This window comes from Paludibacterium paludis, from assembly GCF_018802605.1.
Classification (GTDB): Bacteria; Pseudomonadota; Gammaproteobacteria; order Burkholderiales; family Chromobacteriaceae; genus Paludibacterium; species Paludibacterium paludis.
Genome location: NZ_CP069161.1, coordinates 3,434,316 through 3,450,257, shown reverse-complemented (window position 1 = coordinate 3,450,257; position 15,942 = coordinate 3,434,316). Strand labels below are relative to the sequence as shown.

Annotated in this window: 17 protein-coding genes and 1 pseudogene; 1 reads left to right on the top strand and 17 read right to left on the bottom strand. The window is 66.7% G+C overall.

The window, feature by feature from the left end:
• Positions 1 to 16: 16 nt before the first annotated feature.
• The 17 genes and pseudogenes from JNO50_RS15970 to JNO50_RS15895 all read right to left on the bottom strand — a co-directional run.
• Complete coding sequence (locus JNO50_RS15970) at positions 17 to 1,378, bottom strand: ethanolamine ammonia-lyase subunit EutB (protein ID WP_189529935.1); 1,362 nt, start codon at positions 1,376 to 1,378, stop codon at positions 17 to 19.
• A gap of 2 nt (positions 1,379 to 1,380) precedes the next feature.
• Positions 1,381 to 2,820, bottom strand: a complete 1,440-nt coding sequence (locus tag JNO50_RS15965) for an ethanolamine ammonia-lyase reactivating factor EutA (RefSeq protein WP_189529936.1) — start codon at positions 2,818 to 2,820, stop codon at positions 1,381 to 1,383.
• An 11-nt stretch (positions 2,821 to 2,831) separates the two neighbouring features.
• The gene (eutH, locus tag JNO50_RS15960; RefSeq protein ID WP_189529937.1) at positions 2,832 to 4,040 is read right to left on the bottom strand and encodes an ethanolamine utilization protein EutH; all 1,209 of its coding nucleotides are present in this window, start codon (positions 4,038 to 4,040) and stop codon (positions 2,832 to 2,834) included.
• 29 nt (positions 4,041 to 4,069) lie between these two features.
• On the bottom strand, positions 4,070 to 5,284 hold the full coding sequence (locus JNO50_RS15955; RefSeq protein WP_189529938.1) for an iron-containing alcohol dehydrogenase family protein: 1,215 nt from the start codon (positions 5,282 to 5,284) through the stop codon (positions 4,070 to 4,072).
• Entirely contained in the window at positions 5,265 to 6,128 is an 864-nt protein-coding gene (gene eutJ, locus JNO50_RS15950; protein WP_189529939.1) for an ethanolamine utilization protein EutJ, read from the bottom strand. Before eutJ ends, JNO50_RS15955 begins: the two co-directional genes overlap by 20 nt.
• An 11-nt stretch (positions 6,129 to 6,139) precedes the next feature.
• On the bottom strand, positions 6,140 to 7,552 hold the full coding sequence (locus JNO50_RS15945) for an aldehyde dehydrogenase family protein (RefSeq protein ID WP_215796409.1): 1,413 nt from the start codon (positions 7,550 to 7,552) through the stop codon (positions 6,140 to 6,142).
• A 40-nt stretch (positions 7,553 to 7,592) separates the two neighbouring features.
• Positions 7,593 to 7,877 (bottom strand): EutN/CcmL family microcompartment protein, encoded by a 285-nt coding sequence (locus JNO50_RS15940; RefSeq protein WP_189529940.1) that lies wholly within the window; start codon positions 7,875 to 7,877, stop codon positions 7,593 to 7,595.
• 103 nt (positions 7,878 to 7,980) lie between these two features.
• Positions 7,981 to 8,274: an ethanolamine utilization microcompartment protein EutM gene (eutM, locus tag JNO50_RS15935; protein ID WP_189529941.1), complete on the bottom strand. Its 294-nt coding sequence runs from the start codon at positions 8,272 to 8,274 to the stop codon at positions 7,981 to 7,983.
• A gap of 38 nt (positions 8,275 to 8,312) precedes the next feature.
• Positions 8,313 to 9,323, bottom strand: a complete 1,011-nt coding sequence (gene pta / locus JNO50_RS15930) for a phosphate acetyltransferase (protein WP_189529942.1) — start codon at positions 9,321 to 9,323, stop codon at positions 8,313 to 8,315.
• A complete protein-coding gene (gene eutT / locus JNO50_RS15925) occupies positions 9,320 to 10,129 on the bottom strand; it encodes an ethanolamine utilization cob(I)yrinic acid a,c-diamide adenosyltransferase EutT (RefSeq protein WP_189529943.1) in 810 nt (269 codons plus the stop codon). Before eutT ends, pta begins: the two co-directional genes overlap by 4 nt.
• A 7-nt stretch (positions 10,130 to 10,136) precedes the next feature.
• A complete protein-coding gene (gene eutQ, locus JNO50_RS15920) occupies positions 10,137 to 10,817 on the bottom strand; it encodes an ethanolamine utilization acetate kinase EutQ (protein WP_215796408.1) in 681 nt (226 codons plus the stop codon).
• Between the two features lie 5 nt (positions 10,818 to 10,822).
• A complete protein-coding gene (locus tag JNO50_RS15915) occupies positions 10,823 to 11,302 on the bottom strand; it encodes a EutP/PduV family microcompartment system protein (protein WP_189529945.1) in 480 nt (159 codons plus the stop codon).
• An 8-nt stretch (positions 11,303 to 11,310) separates the two neighbouring features.
• Positions 11,311 to 11,646, bottom strand: a complete 336-nt coding sequence (gene eutS / locus JNO50_RS15910) for an ethanolamine utilization microcompartment protein EutS (protein WP_189529946.1) — start codon at positions 11,644 to 11,646, stop codon at positions 11,311 to 11,313.
• 211 nt (positions 11,647 to 11,857) lie between these two features.
• A complete protein-coding gene (locus JNO50_RS15905) occupies positions 11,858 to 12,646 on the bottom strand; it encodes a MetQ/NlpA family ABC transporter substrate-binding protein (protein ID WP_189529947.1) in 789 nt (262 codons plus the stop codon).
• A gap of 48 nt (positions 12,647 to 12,694) precedes the next feature.
• Entirely contained in the window at positions 12,695 to 13,375 is a 681-nt protein-coding gene (locus tag JNO50_RS15900) for a methionine ABC transporter permease (protein ID WP_215796407.1), read from the bottom strand.
• Entirely contained in the window at positions 13,372 to 13,542 is a 171-nt protein-coding gene (locus tag JNO50_RS19325) for an NIL domain-containing protein (protein ID WP_425325371.1), read from the bottom strand. The genes JNO50_RS15900 and JNO50_RS19325 overlap by 4 nt, the downstream gene beginning before the upstream one ends.
• Before the next feature lie 108 nt (positions 13,543 to 13,650).
• Positions 13,651 to 14,385 (bottom strand): annotated as a pseudogene (locus JNO50_RS15895) (methionine ABC transporter ATP-binding protein); the annotation flags it as partial.
• 278 nt (positions 14,386 to 14,663) lie between these two features.
• On the opposite strand from JNO50_RS15895, the gene alaC reads away from it, so the two are divergent.
• Positions 14,664 to 15,872: an alanine transaminase gene (gene alaC / locus JNO50_RS15890; protein ID WP_189529955.1), complete on the top strand. Its 1,209-nt coding sequence runs from the start codon at positions 14,664 to 14,666 to the stop codon at positions 15,870 to 15,872.
• Positions 15,873 to 15,942 lie beyond the last annotated feature (70 nt).

Genomic DNA, 15,942 nt, shown 5'->3' with positions numbered 1-15,942 from the left:
TTTGGTCCGCTCCGTATCAGAAGAAGAAGGACGCATCGCCTGCGCGGCGCGTCAGCCTGCCGTTTTCCATCAGGCCCATTTTTTCCAGCCAGGCTTCGAATTCCGGCGCCGGCCGCAGCCCCAGCAACTGACGGAGGGTGGCGGTGTCGTGGAAGGCCGTCGTCTGGTAGTTGAGCATGATGTCGTCACCCAACGGCATGGCAATGATGAAGTTGCAACCGGCGGTCGCCAGCAGGATGGCCAGGTTCTCATTGGAGTTCTGGTTGGCGTCGGCGTGGTTGGTGTAGCAGCAGTCGCACCCCATGGAGATGCCGGTGAGCTTGCCCATGAAGTGGTCTTCCAGTCCGGCGCGGATGATTTGCCGATCGTTGTACAGGTATTCCGGGCCGATGAAACCGACCACCGTGTTGACGATGAACGGGTCGTAGTGGCGGGCGAGGCCGTAGTTGCGCGCTTCCATCGTCACCTGGTCCGCGCCATTGTGGGCATTGGCCGACAGGGCCGAACCCTGGCCGGTTTCGAAGTACAGGTAGTTGCCGCCGGTGATGCGATTGTTCTTGCGGCCGACTTCGCGCGCTTCGTCCATGAGTTCCAGCGTCACGCCGAATTCCTTGAGGCCCTTTTCGCTGCCGCAGATACTCTGGAAGATCAGGCCGCCCGGCGCGCCCTGGCGGATGGCCTCGATCTGGGTGGACATGTGCGCCAGCACACAGCCCTGGGTGGGGATCGCGTACTTGTCGATCGCGTCATACACGGTGTCGAGGATGCGGCGCACGTTCTCCACGTTGTCGGTGACCGGGTTGACGCCGATCACCGCGTCGCCCATGCCGAACGACAGGCCTTCGAACATCTGCGCGGCGATGCTTTTCACGTCGTCGCGGGTGTCGTTGGGCTGCAGGCGCGCGCTGAAGCGGCCGGGCAGGCCGATGGTGGTGTTGGCGCGTTTGACCACCGGCATTTTCTTGGCGCCGTAGACCAGGTCGGCGTTGGAGCAGATCTTGGCCACCGCCGCCACCATCTCCGAGGTCAGCCCCTTGCGCAGGTAGTCCAGCGCTGTGCTGTCGGTGTCGTCGCCCAGAATGGCTTCGCGCAATTCGCCCACCGTCCAGTTGCGGATGCGGGCGTAGGCGGATTCGTTGATGTCATCCTGGATGACGCGGGTGACGCAGTCCTCCTCGTACGGGATGACCGGATTCTCGCGCAGGTCCGCCAGTGTCAGCTCGGACAGCACCTGCTTGGCGGCCACGCGCTCCTGCGAGCTTTGCGCCGCCACACCGGCCAGCATGTCGCCCGAACGCGGTTCGTTGGCCTTGGCCAGCACGTCCTTCACGTCCCGGAACTGGTAAGTCTTGCCGAATAAATGCGTCTTCAGTTTCATGATCACATACCTTTGGATGATGGAAAGGCCAATGACTTGACGGTGACGGGCACGATCTCTCCACCGAACAGCGGCGCGCCGATGTCGATGTAGTCGCCATCGCGCGTGGCCACTTCGTCGATGACCGCGAGCTCGCGCCCGGCGAGCGCCGGCTGCAGCAGCATCCCCAGCGCCTTGCCCAGATCCCGGCACGACAGCACGATCAAGGGGCGTTCCTGGGCGAAGCGGCGAGAGAAACCGGCAAGCTCGGTGGCGCAGGCGTCGATGGCCCGATAGGCGATGGGCAGGTCGGCGGGCAGCGCCAGGGCGTAAAGATCCCGGCCGGGATCGAGGTCCAGGCGCCGCACGGCGCGCTCCAGGCTCTCCTCCAGCCGCCCCGGCGCGAAGTCGGCCCAGGCCAGATCCGGATGCGCGACCGGAATATTGCGCAGCGGCAGTTTCAGGTTCTTGAGCCAGATGGTGCTGCCCGACAGTGACAGCGTGTAGGCCCCGGCGCCGATGACCGTGGCGCGCAGCGTTTGCGCGGGCATGATGACGGGCTGCGCCCGCATGCCCTCGTGCGTGTGAAGCGCCCGGGCGAGCAGCGGGCCGATATCGTGAAAGGCGTAAGGCGTGGCGGCAGAGGACGGGCGGTAGTAGCACTCGCCGACCCCGCCGGAAATCATCACGGCATCGAATGGCCGGCCCGCTCGCAGGGGCTCGGTCATCAACAGTTCGCGCGCGAGCGCGGAGGGGTCGCCCACCAGCACTTCCCAGAGCAGGCCGGCCATGCGCCCGGCCACCCGCTCGTGCTCGGCCGGACCGAGCGCGGACAGATCGACGCCATCGCCGAACAGGTCGGCGCAGATGGCGCGGGCCGGCTCGTGCACATGGCGGGTCGCGCCGTCGGCGGTGGTTTCGATCAGCCGTCCGCCGACGTTCAAGCAGGCGGTATCGACCAGCCGGCCGGCTTCGAACACCGCGTAGTTGGCGGTGCCGCCGCCGATGTCGATATTGGCCACGCGGCGGGTTTCCTGCGCGGACATCTCGCAGGCGCCCGAGCCATGGCCGGCGATGGCCGATTCCAGATGCGGACCGGCGGTGGCCACCACGAAGTCACCCAGTGTTTCGGCCAGACGCAGTACCGCGTCGCGGGCGTTGCGGGCCTTGGATGTCTCGCCGGTGATGATGATGGCGCCGGACTCCACGGCGTCCTCGCGGATGCCGGCGGCCCGGTATTGCGCGCGGATGAAGGCCATCAGTTCGTCCTCGCGCACCCGGCCGTCCGCGTCCAGCGGCGTGAACGCCACCGGGCTTTCATAGACGATGTCGCGGCGCGAAAACTCGTAGCGCGGCACCTGCGACACACCGGCGCGGTTGACAAGCTCCAGGAGCGAGAAGATCACCTGGGTTGTCGTGGTGCCGATGTCGATGCCCACGCTGTGGATCTGGCGACGGTTCATGGTGTGTCGCCTCAATCCTGTTGCGCCGCGGGCGCGAGTCTCATCGCCAGCAGCACGGCGCTGACGCCACCCACCAGCTTGCCGACGATCATCGGAAAAATCATGCTGGAGACGTTGGCGGCGGTGAAGCCGAGGTGATCGCCGAAGGTGAAGGCGGCCGACACGGCGAAGGCGACGTTGATCACCTTGCCCCTGTCGTCCATCTTGCTCATCAGCCCGAACATGGGAATGGAGTTGGCCAGCGTGGCCACCATGCCGGCGGCGGCGCTATTGTTCATGCCGAGCAGGCCGCCCACGCGCATCAGCGGTTTTTCGAACCAGCGCGTCAGAATGAACACCATCGGGTAGGCGCCCAGCAGCACGCAGGCGATGAAGCCGATCACCTCGATCGCGCGCATGGTGCCCGGCTCGTCGCCCCTGGCGGTGAAGATCGGATCCATGCCCGGCACCAGCGCTACGCCCAGGGTCGCTTGCAATACCGCCAGCGCGAGGCCGGCGGTGATCAGCACCACCAGGCACTTCGCGAACACCTGGAAGCCGGCGATCATTTTTTCCGGGCACAGCTTGAGGCCGACGGCCAACAGCACCGCGACGACGATGACCGGGATCATGTTGACCAGCAGCATCGGCAGTGTGAACACGACAGGCTGGCCGTTCACCGAGACGTCGCTCAGCATGGCCGTCACCCCGCCGGCGAGACAGCCCAGCGGAATGGTGACCATTCCCGCCATCACGCCCAGCGCCAGAAAACGCCGGTCGGCCTTGTCGATGATGCCGAGCGCCACCGGGATATTGAACACGATGGTCGGTCCCATCATCGCGCCGAGGATCAGGCCGGCGTAGAGCCAGGCCGCGGTGTCGCCGCCCGACAGCTGCTTGGCGAGGAAGAAGCCGCCCATGTCGTTGGCGAGCAGGGTGGTGGCGAACATCGCCGGGCTGGCCCCGACCGCTTCATACAGTGGAATCACCACCGGCCCGAGCCAGTGCGCCAGTACCGGCGCGAGCGCGATCACGCCGACCATGGCGAGGCCGAGCGCGCCCATCGCCATGAAGCCTTCCTCGAACTGCGAGCCCGCGCCGCTGATCTGGCGCCCGAGCGACCCCAGTCCCACTTTGCCGAGCACGGTCTCCGAGCCGCCGAACTGCGCCATCATTCTGTCCAGCGCCGCGATGACCATGAAGGTCATCATGATCCACATGATGATTTCGTTGATGCCCATGATGTTGCTCCCTTTTTCCAATCAGCGATTCAGTTCTCCTGCGCCTGGCGATTCCAGGCGTGGCGGTAAAGGCCGATGATGTCCTCGCGGCCGGCCTCGCGCGGATTGCCGGCAAGACAGGCGTCGGTGAGCGCGGCCTCGGCCAGCGCGGCGAAATCGTCCGGCGAGACACCCGGCAGACGCAGGCCGCCGGGCAGGCCGATGTCCGTGATCAGCCGCGCCACCGCCGCGATCAGTTCGTCCGCCCCCAGGGGCTCGCCGCATAGCGCCTGACCGATGTCGCGGTAGGCGCGAGCCGAAACCAGCCGGTTAAAGCGCAGCACCGAGGGCAGCAGCACGGCGTTGGCGACGCCGTGCGGGATGTGATAGCGCGCGCCGATCTGATGGGCTATCGCGTGCACCAGTCCCAGCCCCGCGTTGGAGAAGGCCATGCCGGCCAGATACGAACCCAGCATCATGTCCTGGCGTGCCGCGAGGTTGTGTCCCTGGCCCACGGCGACGGGCAGCGCGCGGCCGATCAGGGTGATGGCGCGCAGCGCCAGCGCCTGGGTGAGCGGGTTGGCGCCGCGTGCGACATAGGCCTCGATGGCGTGGGTCAGCGCATCGATGCCGGTGGCGGCGGTCAGCGCGGCGGGCATGTCCAGCGTCAGGCCGGCATCGATCACCGCGAGGTCGGGAATCAGCGCGGGGTGGACGATGGCCTGCTTGATGCCGCTGGCGCTATCGGTGACCACGGTGATGTTGGAGGCTTCCGAGCCGGTGCCGGCGGTGGTCGGCGCCAGGATGAGCGGCATCCGGCCGTTGGGCAGCGCCGGCGCGCCGGCCAGGCCGGCGACGTCCATGCCGGGATGGGGGGCCAGCATGGCGATGGCCTTGGCCGTGTCCAGCACCGAGCCGCCACCGAACGCGACGATGCCATCGCACTTGGCGCCGGCGAGCCGGCGCGCGGCCTCTTCCACCGTGGCGCTGTCGGGCTCTCCTCCGGGATAGCGGTAGCATTCGGCGTCGATATCGTGCCGCGCGAGCGAACGCAGCAGGGCGTCGGCCTGCCCCCGGTCCAGCAAGAAGCCGTCGGCCGTCACGAAAACCCGTTGCAGGCCGAGCCGGGCCGCCGCCTCGCCCGTCCGGGCGATGGCGCCGGTGCCGATCAGGGTGGCGGGGGGCACCGCGAAGGTCTGTACCTCGCGGGCGCTGAAAAGATCGATGGCGTGATACAGCGCCAGGTCAAGGTCGGTGGCTTGCATGACGTGCTCCTTGCGCGCCATCGTCCGCCGCGTGGCAGGCGATGGCGAGCGGTGTCAGATAGATCGGCGGCTCGGGCAGGTGGACGCGGTGCGCGGGAAACTCGCGCGCGAAGAGTTCGCGCACCCCGGGCAGCGAGCAGGAGCCGCCGGACAGGTAAAGATCGCCTTGCGGCATGCGATCCAGGTGGCGGCGCACGATGTCGCACATCTTTTCGAATACCGGCCGGACGACGGGCCAGACCTCCTCGCCGCGCTCGCGCTTGAGGATCTCCACCTCATCGAGCGGCAGGCCGTGCCGGCCGGACAGTGTCAGCGAGACGTGATGGCCGCCGGTGGCTTCGTCCGCGCTGTAGATCACCTCGCCGTGCTCGACGATGGCGATGCCGGTGGTGCCGCCGCCGATGTCCACCACGGCGGCGTGCTCCAGCCCCAGCAGGGCGGCCACCGCCGACGGTTCGTCGATGACGCCGCGCACCGCGAGTCCGGCCGCTTCGAGCACGTTGACCGAGATGCGCGGGTCGGTGCCGGGCGGAAATGAGGTGGACGCTTCGGCGAAACGGTGCCCGAGGCGCCGCTCCAGCGCGTCCAGATGGCGGCGGACAATCTCCACCGCGCCGAAGAAATTCCACACCACGCCGTCGCGCACCACGTCGGCCCAGTCCAGGCAGACCGCGACCGGCTCGCCATCCGGCGCCACCACCACCGACACCACGTCGCTGGTGCCAAGGTCGATGCCCAGGCGCATGCCGGGAGCCGGCTCGCGCCGTGTGGCGCCGTGATGCAACGCCTGCGCGGCGCGCAGGCGTCGCCGCAGCCATTCGGGGGTCGGGGAAGCGGTCGGCATGGCGAGCTTCCTCACACGATGCGGAAATGGTCGACCAGCACACAGCGGCGCAGTCGCACGAAGGTGCGGGCGGAGGTGACGCCCTCGCCGGTCGGCGTCGAGATCGTCATCGTGGTCCAGCCTTCGCCGCCAAAGCCGAGGCCGGCAAGACAGGGGCCGTTCTTGACGAAGATGCTGGTGTTGATGGCGTTGGCCATCCGGTCCAGATGATCGAGGTTGCGCGAGTGCATCGCCGCCGTGTGGCGGCAGCCGCCTTCGAGTTTCACGGCAAGCGCGATCGCCTCGTCCACATCGCGCGCGCGCACCACCGGCAGCACCGGCATCATCAGTTCGGTGACGGCGAACGGGTGATCGGCCGGCGTTTCCACGAACAGCAGCCGGGTATCGTCCGGCACTTTCAGGCCGATCGCGGCGGCGATTTTCACCGCATCGCGCCCCACCCAGTCGCGGCTGACCGCGCCGCGGCCCTGTTCGTCCACCCGCGTCAGCAAAATGGCAACCAGCCGCTCGGCCTCCTCGGCGGTCAGTTCCACCGCGCGATGGTTTTCCATTGCCACCTTCAGGTCGTCGCAGATCGCGTCCACGGCGATCAGCGCCTTCTCGTCCGCGCAGATGATGTTGTTGTCGAAGGACGCGCCCCAGACGATGTCGCGCGCGGCGCGGGCGATATCGGCGGTTTCGTCCACCACCACCGGCGGATTGCCGGCGCCGGCGGCGATCAGCCGCTTGTCGGTGACCTTGCGCGCGGCCTCCACGACGGCTTCGCCGCCGGTGACCACCAGAAGATGGATGCCGGGGTAACGGAACAGCCGCTGCGCGGTGTCGATGTCGGGTTTGGCCACCGTGGTCAGGAGGTCGGCCGGACCGCCGGCGGCGAGGATGGCCTCGTTCAGCAGCGAGATCGCCCGCTGCGACGTTTTCCGGGCGGCGGGGTGGGGGGCGAACACCACGCTGTTGCCGGCGGCGATCATGCTGATCGCGTTGTTGATGACCGTGGCGGCGGGGTTGGTGGACGGCGTGACCGAGGCGATCACGCCCCAGGCGGCATTCTCGATCAGCGTGAGCCCCCTGTCGCCGGTCAGCACCTGCGCGTGCAGACACTCCACGCCGGGGGTGTGCCGGGCCTGCGCCACGTTCTTGGCGATCTTGTCGTCCACCCGGCCCATGCCGGTTTCGGCGACCGCCAGTTCCGCCAGTTCGCGGGCGTGCGTTTCGCCGGCCGCGCGGATGGCGGCGATGATGCGTTCGCGCAGCGCGACACTGCGCAAGGCGGCCTGGGCGCTTCTGGCCGCGGCCACGGCATCGTCAAGTTCCGCGAAAATGCCCGGCGGCAATGCCGGCGCCCGCCGCGCCGGGGCGGTATGCCCCATCGATGCCAGCACCGCTTTGACCACGTCTTCGATATCGCTTGCCTTCAGTTCCACAACCCGCTCCTTGTCTTGCCAAGCGATCCGGGCGGCCGGATCACTTGTGGTAAACCACTTGCTGCCTGAACACCACTTCGTCGACGATGCCGACCACACCCAGATCCACCGGGGTGTCTTCGTCCAGCATGCGCCGCGCCGAGCTGCCGGCCACCAGAAGCACCCACTCGCCGTCGCCGGCGCCGAGGCTGTCGGCCGCCACCTGCGTGCCGCCGGCGGGCTGGCCGTCCGGCATGATCATTTCCACCAGCAGCAGGCGGTCTTTCTGCAAGCCGCCGTGCTTGACGGTGGACACCACCTGTCCCACCACGATGCCCAGTTTCATGTGCCTGCTTCCGTTTTCCGCCTGCCGCGCGTGACGGCGTGCGGTCGTTTGAAAAGAGCCGGCCGTCTGACGCCGTCAGCCGCCGGCCGCGGTCCGCCGACGTTCAATCGAGGTTCTGGTCGGCCGGCATTTTGATCGGAAACACTTCTTCCAGATCGGCGTGGGGACGCGGAATCACGTGCACCGACACCAGTTCACCGATGCGTTGCGCCGCGGCGGCCCCGGCGTCCGTGGCGGCCTTGCACGCGGCCACGTCGCCGCGCACCATCGCGGTCACGAGGCCGCCGCCGATCTGCTTGACGCCGACCAGCTTGACGCGGGCCGCTTTGACCATCGCGTCGGAGGCTTCGATCAGGGCTACCATGCCGCGGGTTTCAATCATGCCAAGAGCTTCCATTTGCACACTCCTTGAAGGGTTGGGTTAATTCATCTTGCCTAGGCGGCCGACGCTCGCTGCCGCGCCGCGCCATCCGCATTGCACATCTTCATGGCCAGCAGACTGACGTTGACCATGTCTTCCACGCTGCAGCCCCGGGACAGGTCGTGCAGTGGTCGGGCCAGCCCCTGTACCATCGGGCCCAGCGCCTGGTAGCCGCCCAGTCGCTGGGCGATCTTGTAGCCGATGTTGCCGGCCTCCAACGACGGAAAAACCAGCACGTTGGCACGTCCGGCGAGCGGGCCGCCCGGCGCCTTGACGGCGGCCACTTCCGGCACCATGGCCGCATCCCACTGCAACTCGCCGTCGATCGCCAGACGCGGCGCCCGCTCGCGCACCAGCGCCGTGGCCGCGCGCACCTTGTCCGCATCCGCGTGGCGGGCGCTGCCGTGGCTGGAGAAGGACAGCATGGCGACACGCGGCTCGCGGCCGGTCACGGCGCGGTAGCTGGCGGCGCTGGCCAGCGCGATGTCGGCCAGCTGTTCCGGTGTCGGGCGCGGCACCACGCCGCAGTCGGCAAAGCCGAGCGGTTCGCCGTCATCGGGAGGCAGCATGAAGAACACCGACGACACGGTGCGATTGCCTTCGGCGAGGCCGATCACCCTGAGCGCGGCGCGCAAGACATCCGGGGTGGACGAGTGGTTGCCGGCGATGCACAGGTCGGCGTCGCCGGCGGCGAGCATGGCCGCGCCGAACCACAGCGGCCGGACCAGCCACTCGCGCAACGTGGTTTCATGTTCCTTGGGCTGGCGTGCCGCCAGCGCCGCAAGGTAGGAGGACAGGCGTGTGGAGGCGGCCGGGTCGTGCACGGCCAATCCGGTGAGCGGCAGCCCGCGCGCATGGCAGAAATGGCGCAGCTCGAAGGGGTTGGCCAGCAGTACGGGACGCGCGAGACCGGCCTGCGCGAGCTCGTGGGCGGCGCGCACGCAGCGCTCGTCCAGGCTGTCCGGGAATACGATGCGGGCCGGATGCTCCCGCGCGGCGAGACGGCATTGACCGAGCAGGTTCATGACGTCTCTCCCAGATTCGGCAGGGGTTTGCCGAGCCGAGCCAGCAGCGCGAGGAGCATCAGCACGTAGACGGCGCTGCTCAGCCGGTTGAGCGCTTGCAGGATGTCCGGACGGCTCACCTGGAAGTCGGCGTCCAGAAACAGGCCGGCGGCCGCGGTTTCGCACTCGCGGATCGTGGTCCGCAGCAGATTGAGCCGGGCGACATCGGCGCCATGTTCGACGGATGGGACGATATGGTCGTGCCCGAGCAGGGCCAGCGGCCGGTGCGATAATTCGTGCAGGCGCGCGTCGTCGGCGTCGCCCATGGCGATGGGCGGCATGGCCTCGCCGCAGACTTCGGCGCGCAGCACATTGCCCAGCGCCGAGCGGATATCGGCGAGATAGTGCGCCAGCGGCGCCGGCGCGCGGCGCTCTTCCCATTCGGCCTGCGCCCACACCGCCTGGGCGATGGCGCTGTCCAGCTTGCCCCGGAAGGCGATGCGCGGATGGTTTTTCGCGACCAGGGTGTCGGCGTTCAGGTGCGTCAGCGCCTCGGTCTTGCGCGCCACCGGCTGGCGGCACAGCTGGCAGCAGGATTCCGTGCGCCGGTCGCGGCCGGTGAGGGCGTGCACCGCATGGCGTTCGTTGTCCGGCTCGGCGCGGAATACACTGCCCTTGTCGTCCAGATAGCGGATGGCGACATCGCGGCTTTTCAGGAGCTCTTCGGCCGACGGTGTCAGCTTCGCGTCGCGCGGCAGGGTGATTTCAGTGTGGCGCGCCAGCGAGTGGCGGGATCGCAGCCAGTCCTCGGTGATGAAGTTGCCCATATCCGCCTCAACAGCTTTGCCAGTTGGCCGGGTAGGCCACATACAGAAAACGCACCCGCTGCGGTGTGCCGAACTCGATGCTGGAGCCCTTGGGAATGAACACCACATCGCCGGCCCGGGCCACCGTGGTCCGCCCGCCGTGGCGGACATGCAATTCGCCTTCCAGCACCAGATCCACTTCGTCGTAATTGAGCGTCCAGGGGAAGAAGGCGTTTTCCCACTGCATGAAGCCGGCCGCCATCGCGCTGCCGTCCGCGGCGGTGATCACGTCGGCGATCCTGACCTGCTGGCCGGGGCCGGCGCCGTCGAACACCCCCATGCTCACCTCGTCGGCGCGTACGCATTTGATGGCCGGCCCGGCCTGCGCGGTGCCCAGATGCTCGGCCGCCGCCTTGCGCACCAGTTGTTCCACCAGCTCGGCGCTCACCGAGCCTTCGGGCAGTTGGGCCAGCACCCGCGCGCGGATTTCCCGCAGGGCGTCGGCTTCGCCGGAGGGGGTTACGGATGCGGTGCCGTCAGGCGCCGCCGGTGCTTCGGTGTCGGCGAGAATCAAACCCAGCCGCTCGGCCACCACGCGGGCTTCCGGTGTGACGATATGTTCGCGCACGTTGACCCAGAGATGCGTCTCTCCCTCGGCATGGGCGGCGCGCACGGTTTCCGCGCTGATCAGCTTTTTCAACATTTCCATTCGCCTCATTCGGTTTGCCGCGGTTTGGCGGCGGATTCTCGATTCAGTCCCAAGCGGGTCTTGAGCGCGGCCACGCTGTCCGGCTCCAGTCCCGATACGCGCAGGATTTCGCCGCCGATGCCCTGGTCGCGCAGCATGGCTTCCACGGCGTCGGGCCGGGCGTCGGGCAGGTCGGTCTTGCTGATGACGGTGACCAGGCGGCGTTGCGCGTACACGTCCAGAAGGCCGGGCGGAAGCCGGCACTCCATGTCGTTGGCCGGGTGCACATAGATCAGAAGATCGCAATCGGCGGTGCTGTTGATCAGTGCGTGATGCAATCGCGGATGGCAGAAGAACTCGCCCGGGGTGTCGATGCAGCCTTCCGTGTCGTATTCCACGGCCTGGGTCTTGCGGACCTCGCCGTCGTCGCCGTGCAAGGCGCGGAACAGGGTGGACTTACCGGCTTCGACCGGCCCCACCAGCGCGAATCGGACAGGCGTGCTCATCGCGGATCTCACGAGCGCGTCAGCGCGCAAACGGTGTAACCGAGCAGCCGCTTCAGGCCGGCGATCGTCTGGTGCAGCGCCTCTTCCACCGCGCCGCAGCTGCCGGTGATCACCAGCGCGCCGGAGAACCGGTCGAGAAACCCGATCTCGATATTGGCCGCCTTGCAGGCCAGGTCGCCGGCGATCATGGCCGTTTCGCCCGGGGTCAGCGTCATGATGCCGATGGCTTCGGCCTGGGCGACGCCGATCTTGCGCGACAGCTCTTCGGTGGGATGGGAGATCAGATGCGCCAGTGTCACTTGCTTGCCGGGCACGAACTCCTGAATGATCCGTTCCTTCTCCATGATGACACCATGGTTTATTTGATATGAATGATCCTAATCCGCCCCTTTGGCGAGGCAGTATCAAAAATCGGAAAATCTTGCTGAAGGTGGGGTTAGATCAAGTTCGGGGCGAAAAGGGGGGACAGGTGCTGGACGGAAGGGGCGGGAAAGGCCGATGCGACAAGGCCCTCGGACGAGGGCCTTGGGAAGAGCGGTGTTGCCGGCGCCCGGATCAGAAGGCCGGAATCACCGATCCCTTGTACTTCTCTTCGATGAACTTGCGCGCTTCGGGGCTCGCCAGGGCCGCCGCGAGTTTTTTCACGGCATCGCTGTCCTTGTTGTCGGGCCGGGCGACCAGAAGGTTGGCGTAGGGGGTTTTCTTTTCCAGGAACAGCGCGTCGCGGGTCGGCACGAGTTTGGCTTCCAGCGCGTAATTGGCATTGATCAGCGCGAGATCCACCTGGCCCAGCACGCGCGGCAGGGTGGCCGCTTCCAGTTCGCGGATCACCACCTTTTTCGGATTGGCGGTGATGTCTTTCACGGTGGACGCGATCGCGTTCGGATTCTTCAGGGAGATCACGCCGTTCTGGGCGAGCAGCGCCAGCGCGCGGCCGGCATTGGTCGGATCATTGGGAATCGCGATGGTGGCGCCGGACGGCAGGTCGGCCAGCTTCTTGATACGGGTCGAGTAGCCGCCGAACGGCTCGATGTGGATCGCCTTGCTCGCCACCACCAGATGGGTGCCGCGGTTCTTGTTGAATTCGGTCAGATAGGGAATGTGCTGGAAGAAGTTGGCGTCGATGCGCTTTTCTTCCACCTGGGTGTTGGGCAACACGTAGTCGTTGAAGACTTTCACATCGAGTTCCACGCCCTGCCTGGCCAGCTGCGGCTTGAGCGCTTCGAGGATCTGCGCGTGGGGGACCGGCGAGGCCGCCACGGTGAGTTTCACCGGCTGCGCGTGAGCGAGCGGGGAGAGCAGTGCGCTGGCCAGCAGGGCGGCGGTAAAGGTGCGTCGTTTCATGGAAGTTTCTCCTTGTTGGTGTCGAAATGTCGTTGCGTTGCTTTGGGATTACTTGCGGGTAAAGCGGCGGACCAGCCGGTCGCCGGCGCTTTGCAGGCACTGAACCAGCACCAGCAAGAGCACCACGGTCACGGCCATCACATCGGTCTGGAAGCGCTGGTAACCGTAGCGCACGGCCAGATCGCCGAGCCCGCCGCCGCCGATCACCCCGGACATGGCGGTGTAGCCGACCAGCGCGACGGTGGTGACTGTCGCCGCGCCGATGAGTCCGGGCAGCGCTTCGGGGAGCAGCACGTGCAGGATGATCTGGCGCGTGGTCGCGCCCATCGACTGGCTCGCCTCGACAACGCCGCGGTCCACCTCGCGCAGCACGTTTTCCACGAGGCGGGCGAAGAACGGCGCCGCGCCGGCGACCAGCGGCGGGATGGCGCCGCCCACGCCGATCGAGGTGCCGATCAACAGCACGGTGAGCGGAATCATCACGATCAGCAGAATCACGAAAGGCAGCGAGCGCAGGATGTTGACGATGACCGAGAGCGTGGCGTAAAGACGCGGGCGTTCAAGCAACTGGCCGGGCGAGGCGAGGAACAGCCAGATGCCCAGCGGCAGGCCGATGACGAGCGTGAACACGAGCGAGCCGCCGAGCATGGTCAGGGTATCGAGCGCCGCCTGGGCGATTTCGCTCCAGTCCACGTTGGCCAGCAGCGACGACATGAGCGATGCGTTCATGGCAGTACCTCGCAATCCACACCTTTTTCATGAAATACCGTTTGCAAATCGGCCAGCGGGATGTCCGACTTCACGACGCCGACGAGCAGTTGCCCGAATGGCGTGCCCTTGATGTCGGCCAGGGTGCCGTTGACCAGATTGAAATTCACGCGATGTTCCCGGCTCACTTCGTCGAGCACCGGCGTCAGCGTCGCCGGGCCGACAAAGGTCAGCTTGAGCAGCGGACCCGCGACATGGGCGCGCCATGCCTGCTGCGAGGCTTCCTGGTAAAAGCCGGTTTCGGCGAGCAGTTTGCGCGTGGCGTCGTGGCGAGGATGCAGGAACACGTCGATGACCGTCCCGCTCTCGACGATGCGGCCGCCTTCGATGACGGCGACCCGGTCGCACAGATTGCGGATCACGCGCATTTCGTGAGTGATCAGCACGATGGTCAGCTTCAGGCGCCGGTTGATATCGAGCAGCAGGGCGAGGATGGCGTCCGTGGTTTCCGGGTCCAGCGCCGAGGTCGCCTCATCGCACAGCAGCACGGCAGGGTGGCTCGCCAGCGCGCGGGCGATGCCGACGCGCTGCTTTTGCCCGCCGGACAGTTGCGACGGATAGCTGTCGCCGAATCCGGAGAGCCCGACGAGCTCGATCAGTTCGTTCACGCGCGCATCCATGGCCGCCTTGTCCAGTTCCCCGGCCAGTTCCAGCGGGAAGCGGATATTGCCGGCGACGGTGCGGGAGGTCAGCAGGTTGAAGTGCTGGAAAACCATGCCGATGCGGCGCCGGGCGTGCTGGAGCGCGCGGGCGTCCAGCGTGGTCAGGTCGACGCCGTCCAGCGCGACCCGGCCGGTGTCCGGCCGTTCCAGGAGGTTCAGGCAGCGGATCAGGGTGCTTTTGCCCGCGCCCGAACGGCCGATGATGCCGAAGACTTCCCCTTCGGCGATGGACAGGTTGATATCGTCCAGGGCCCGGACCGATCGTCCGTCGACCCGATAGTGTTTTTCCAGATGAGCAACTTCGATCACAACGTTTTTCCTTGCCATGCATGCGGCCCTTGAGGGTCGGACCAGTCTATCGGCAAGAAAACGTCTTGATAAATTATAAATTTCGCTTTTTTTATAGCCAAAAACGCTGAAGGGTCGTCGCCGGGGGATTCAGCGGCCGCCGGGTGTATCGCCTGCCCTGACGGTTCCCGGGTATGGTGCGCTGCAAAATAATCGATTAGGATGGTATGAGCGGTGGCGCATACGCCGCCGGCTGCGTCGCTCGGACGGTTCCGGGCGCTAACGTACAAGGAACTCACATGTCTTCTCAAGGACAGCGCCGCTTCGCGCGCATCGACCGCCTGCCCCCCTACGTTTTCAATATCACCGCCGAGCTGAAACTCGCCGCGCGCCGCCGTGGCGAAGACATCATCGACCTGAGCATGGGCAATCCGGACGGCGCGACACCCGCTCACATCGTCGCCAAGCTGACCGAAGTCGCCCAGCGGCCGGACACCCACGGCTATTCCGCCTCGCGCGGCATTCCCCGCCTGCGCCGGGCCATCGCCCGCTGGTACGACGAGCGCTACGGGGTGGCGATCGATCCGGACAGCGAGGCGATCGTCACCATCGGTTCCAAGGAGGGGCTGGCACACCTGATGCTGGCGACGCTGGATCGCGGCGATACGGTGCTTGTGCCCGACCCGAGCTACCCGATTCATATCTATGGCGCGGTCATCGCCGGCGCCCAGATCCGCTCGGTGCCGCTGGTCCCCGGGGTGGATTTTTTCGAGGAACTGGAAAAGGCCATCCGCGGCAGTTACCCGAAACCCAAGATGATGGTGCTGGGTTTCCCGTCCAATCCGACCGCCCAGTGCGTGGAACTGGACTTCTTCGAACGCGTGATCGCCCTCGCGAAAAAACACGACATCCTGGTCGTCCATGACCTTGCCTACGCGGACATCGTGTTCGATGGCTGGAAGGCGCCATCCATCATGCAGGTGCCGGGCGCCAAGGACATCGCCGTGGAGTTCTTCACCCTGTCCAAGAGCTACAACATGGCCGGCTGGCGCATTGGCTTCATGGTGGGCAACGCCGATCTGGTGGCGGCGCTGGCGCGCATGAAGAGCTATCACGATTACGGTACGTTCACGCCCTTGCAGGTGGCGGCCATCGCCGCGCTGGAAGGCGACCAGCAATGCGTGCGGGAGATCGCCGAACAGTACCAGCGCCGGCGCGACGTGCTGCACAAGGGACTGGCCGAAGCGGGCTGGCAGGTGGAATTGCCCAAGGCGTCGATGTATTTGTGGGCGCGCATTCCCGAACCGTACCGGGCGCTCGGATCGCTGGAGTTCGCCAAGCGACTGCTGGAAAAGGCCAGGGTTTCGGTGTCGCCCGGTATCGGGTTCGGCGACCACGGCGACGATTACGTGCGTTTCGCGCTGATCGAGAACGAGAACCGCATCCGTCAGGCGGTGCGCGGCATCAAGGCGATGTTCAAGGCCGACGGGGCGACGCCGGAGTCCTGAGTGACCGGTGACGCGTGAACGACAACGGGCCGCGGTGGATGCCGCGGCCCGTTGCTTTCAGGCGGGATGT

Bases quoted from the DNA above. Each gene is read 5' to 3' on its own strand.
- JNO50_RS15970 (WP_189529935.1), bottom strand. From the start codon at position 1,378: ATGAAACTGAAGACGCATTTATTCGGCAAGACTTACCAGTTCCGGGAC.
- JNO50_RS15965 (WP_189529936.1), bottom strand. From the start codon at position 2,820: ATGAACCGTCGCCAGATCCACAGCGTGGGCATCGACATCGGCACCACG.
- eutH (WP_189529937.1), bottom strand. From the start codon at position 4,040: ATGGGCATCAACGAAATCATCATGTGGATCATGATGACCTTCATGGTC.
- JNO50_RS15955 (WP_189529938.1), bottom strand. From the start codon at position 5,284: ATGCAAGCCACCGACCTTGACCTGGCGCTGTATCACGCCATCGATCTT.
- eutJ (WP_189529939.1), bottom strand. From the start codon at position 6,128: ATGCCGACCGCTTCCCCGACCCCCGAATGGCTGCGGCGACGCCTGCGC.
- JNO50_RS15940 (WP_189529940.1), bottom strand. From the start codon at position 7,877: ATGAAACTGGGCATCGTGGTGGGACAGGTGGTGTCCACCGTCAAGCAC.
- eutM (WP_189529941.1), bottom strand. From the start codon at position 8,274: ATGGAAGCTCTTGGCATGATTGAAACCCGCGGCATGGTAGCCCTGATC.
- pta (WP_189529942.1), bottom strand. From the start codon at position 9,323: ATGAACCTGCTCGGTCAATGCCGTCTCGCCGCGCGGGAGCATCCGGCC.
- eutT (WP_189529943.1), bottom strand. From the start codon at position 10,129: ATGGGCAACTTCATCACCGAGGACTGGCTGCGATCCCGCCACTCGCTG.
- eutQ (WP_215796408.1), bottom strand. From the start codon at position 10,817: ATGGAAATGTTGAAAAAGCTGATCAGCGCGGAAACCGTGCGCGCCGCC.
- JNO50_RS15915 (WP_189529945.1), bottom strand. From the start codon at position 11,302: ATGAGCACGCCTGTCCGATTCGCGCTGGTGGGGCCGGTCGAAGCCGGT.
- eutS (WP_189529946.1), bottom strand. From the start codon at position 11,646: ATGGAGAAGGAACGGATCATTCAGGAGTTCGTGCCCGGCAAGCAAGTG.
- JNO50_RS15905 (WP_189529947.1), bottom strand. From the start codon at position 12,646: ATGAAACGACGCACCTTTACCGCCGCCCTGCTGGCCAGCGCACTGCTC.
- JNO50_RS15900 (WP_215796407.1), bottom strand. From the start codon at position 13,375: ATGAACGCATCGCTCATGTCGTCGCTGCTGGCCAACGTGGACTGGAGC.
- alaC (WP_189529955.1), top strand. From the start codon at position 14,664: ATGTCTTCTCAAGGACAGCGCCGCTTCGCGCGCATCGACCGCCTGCCC.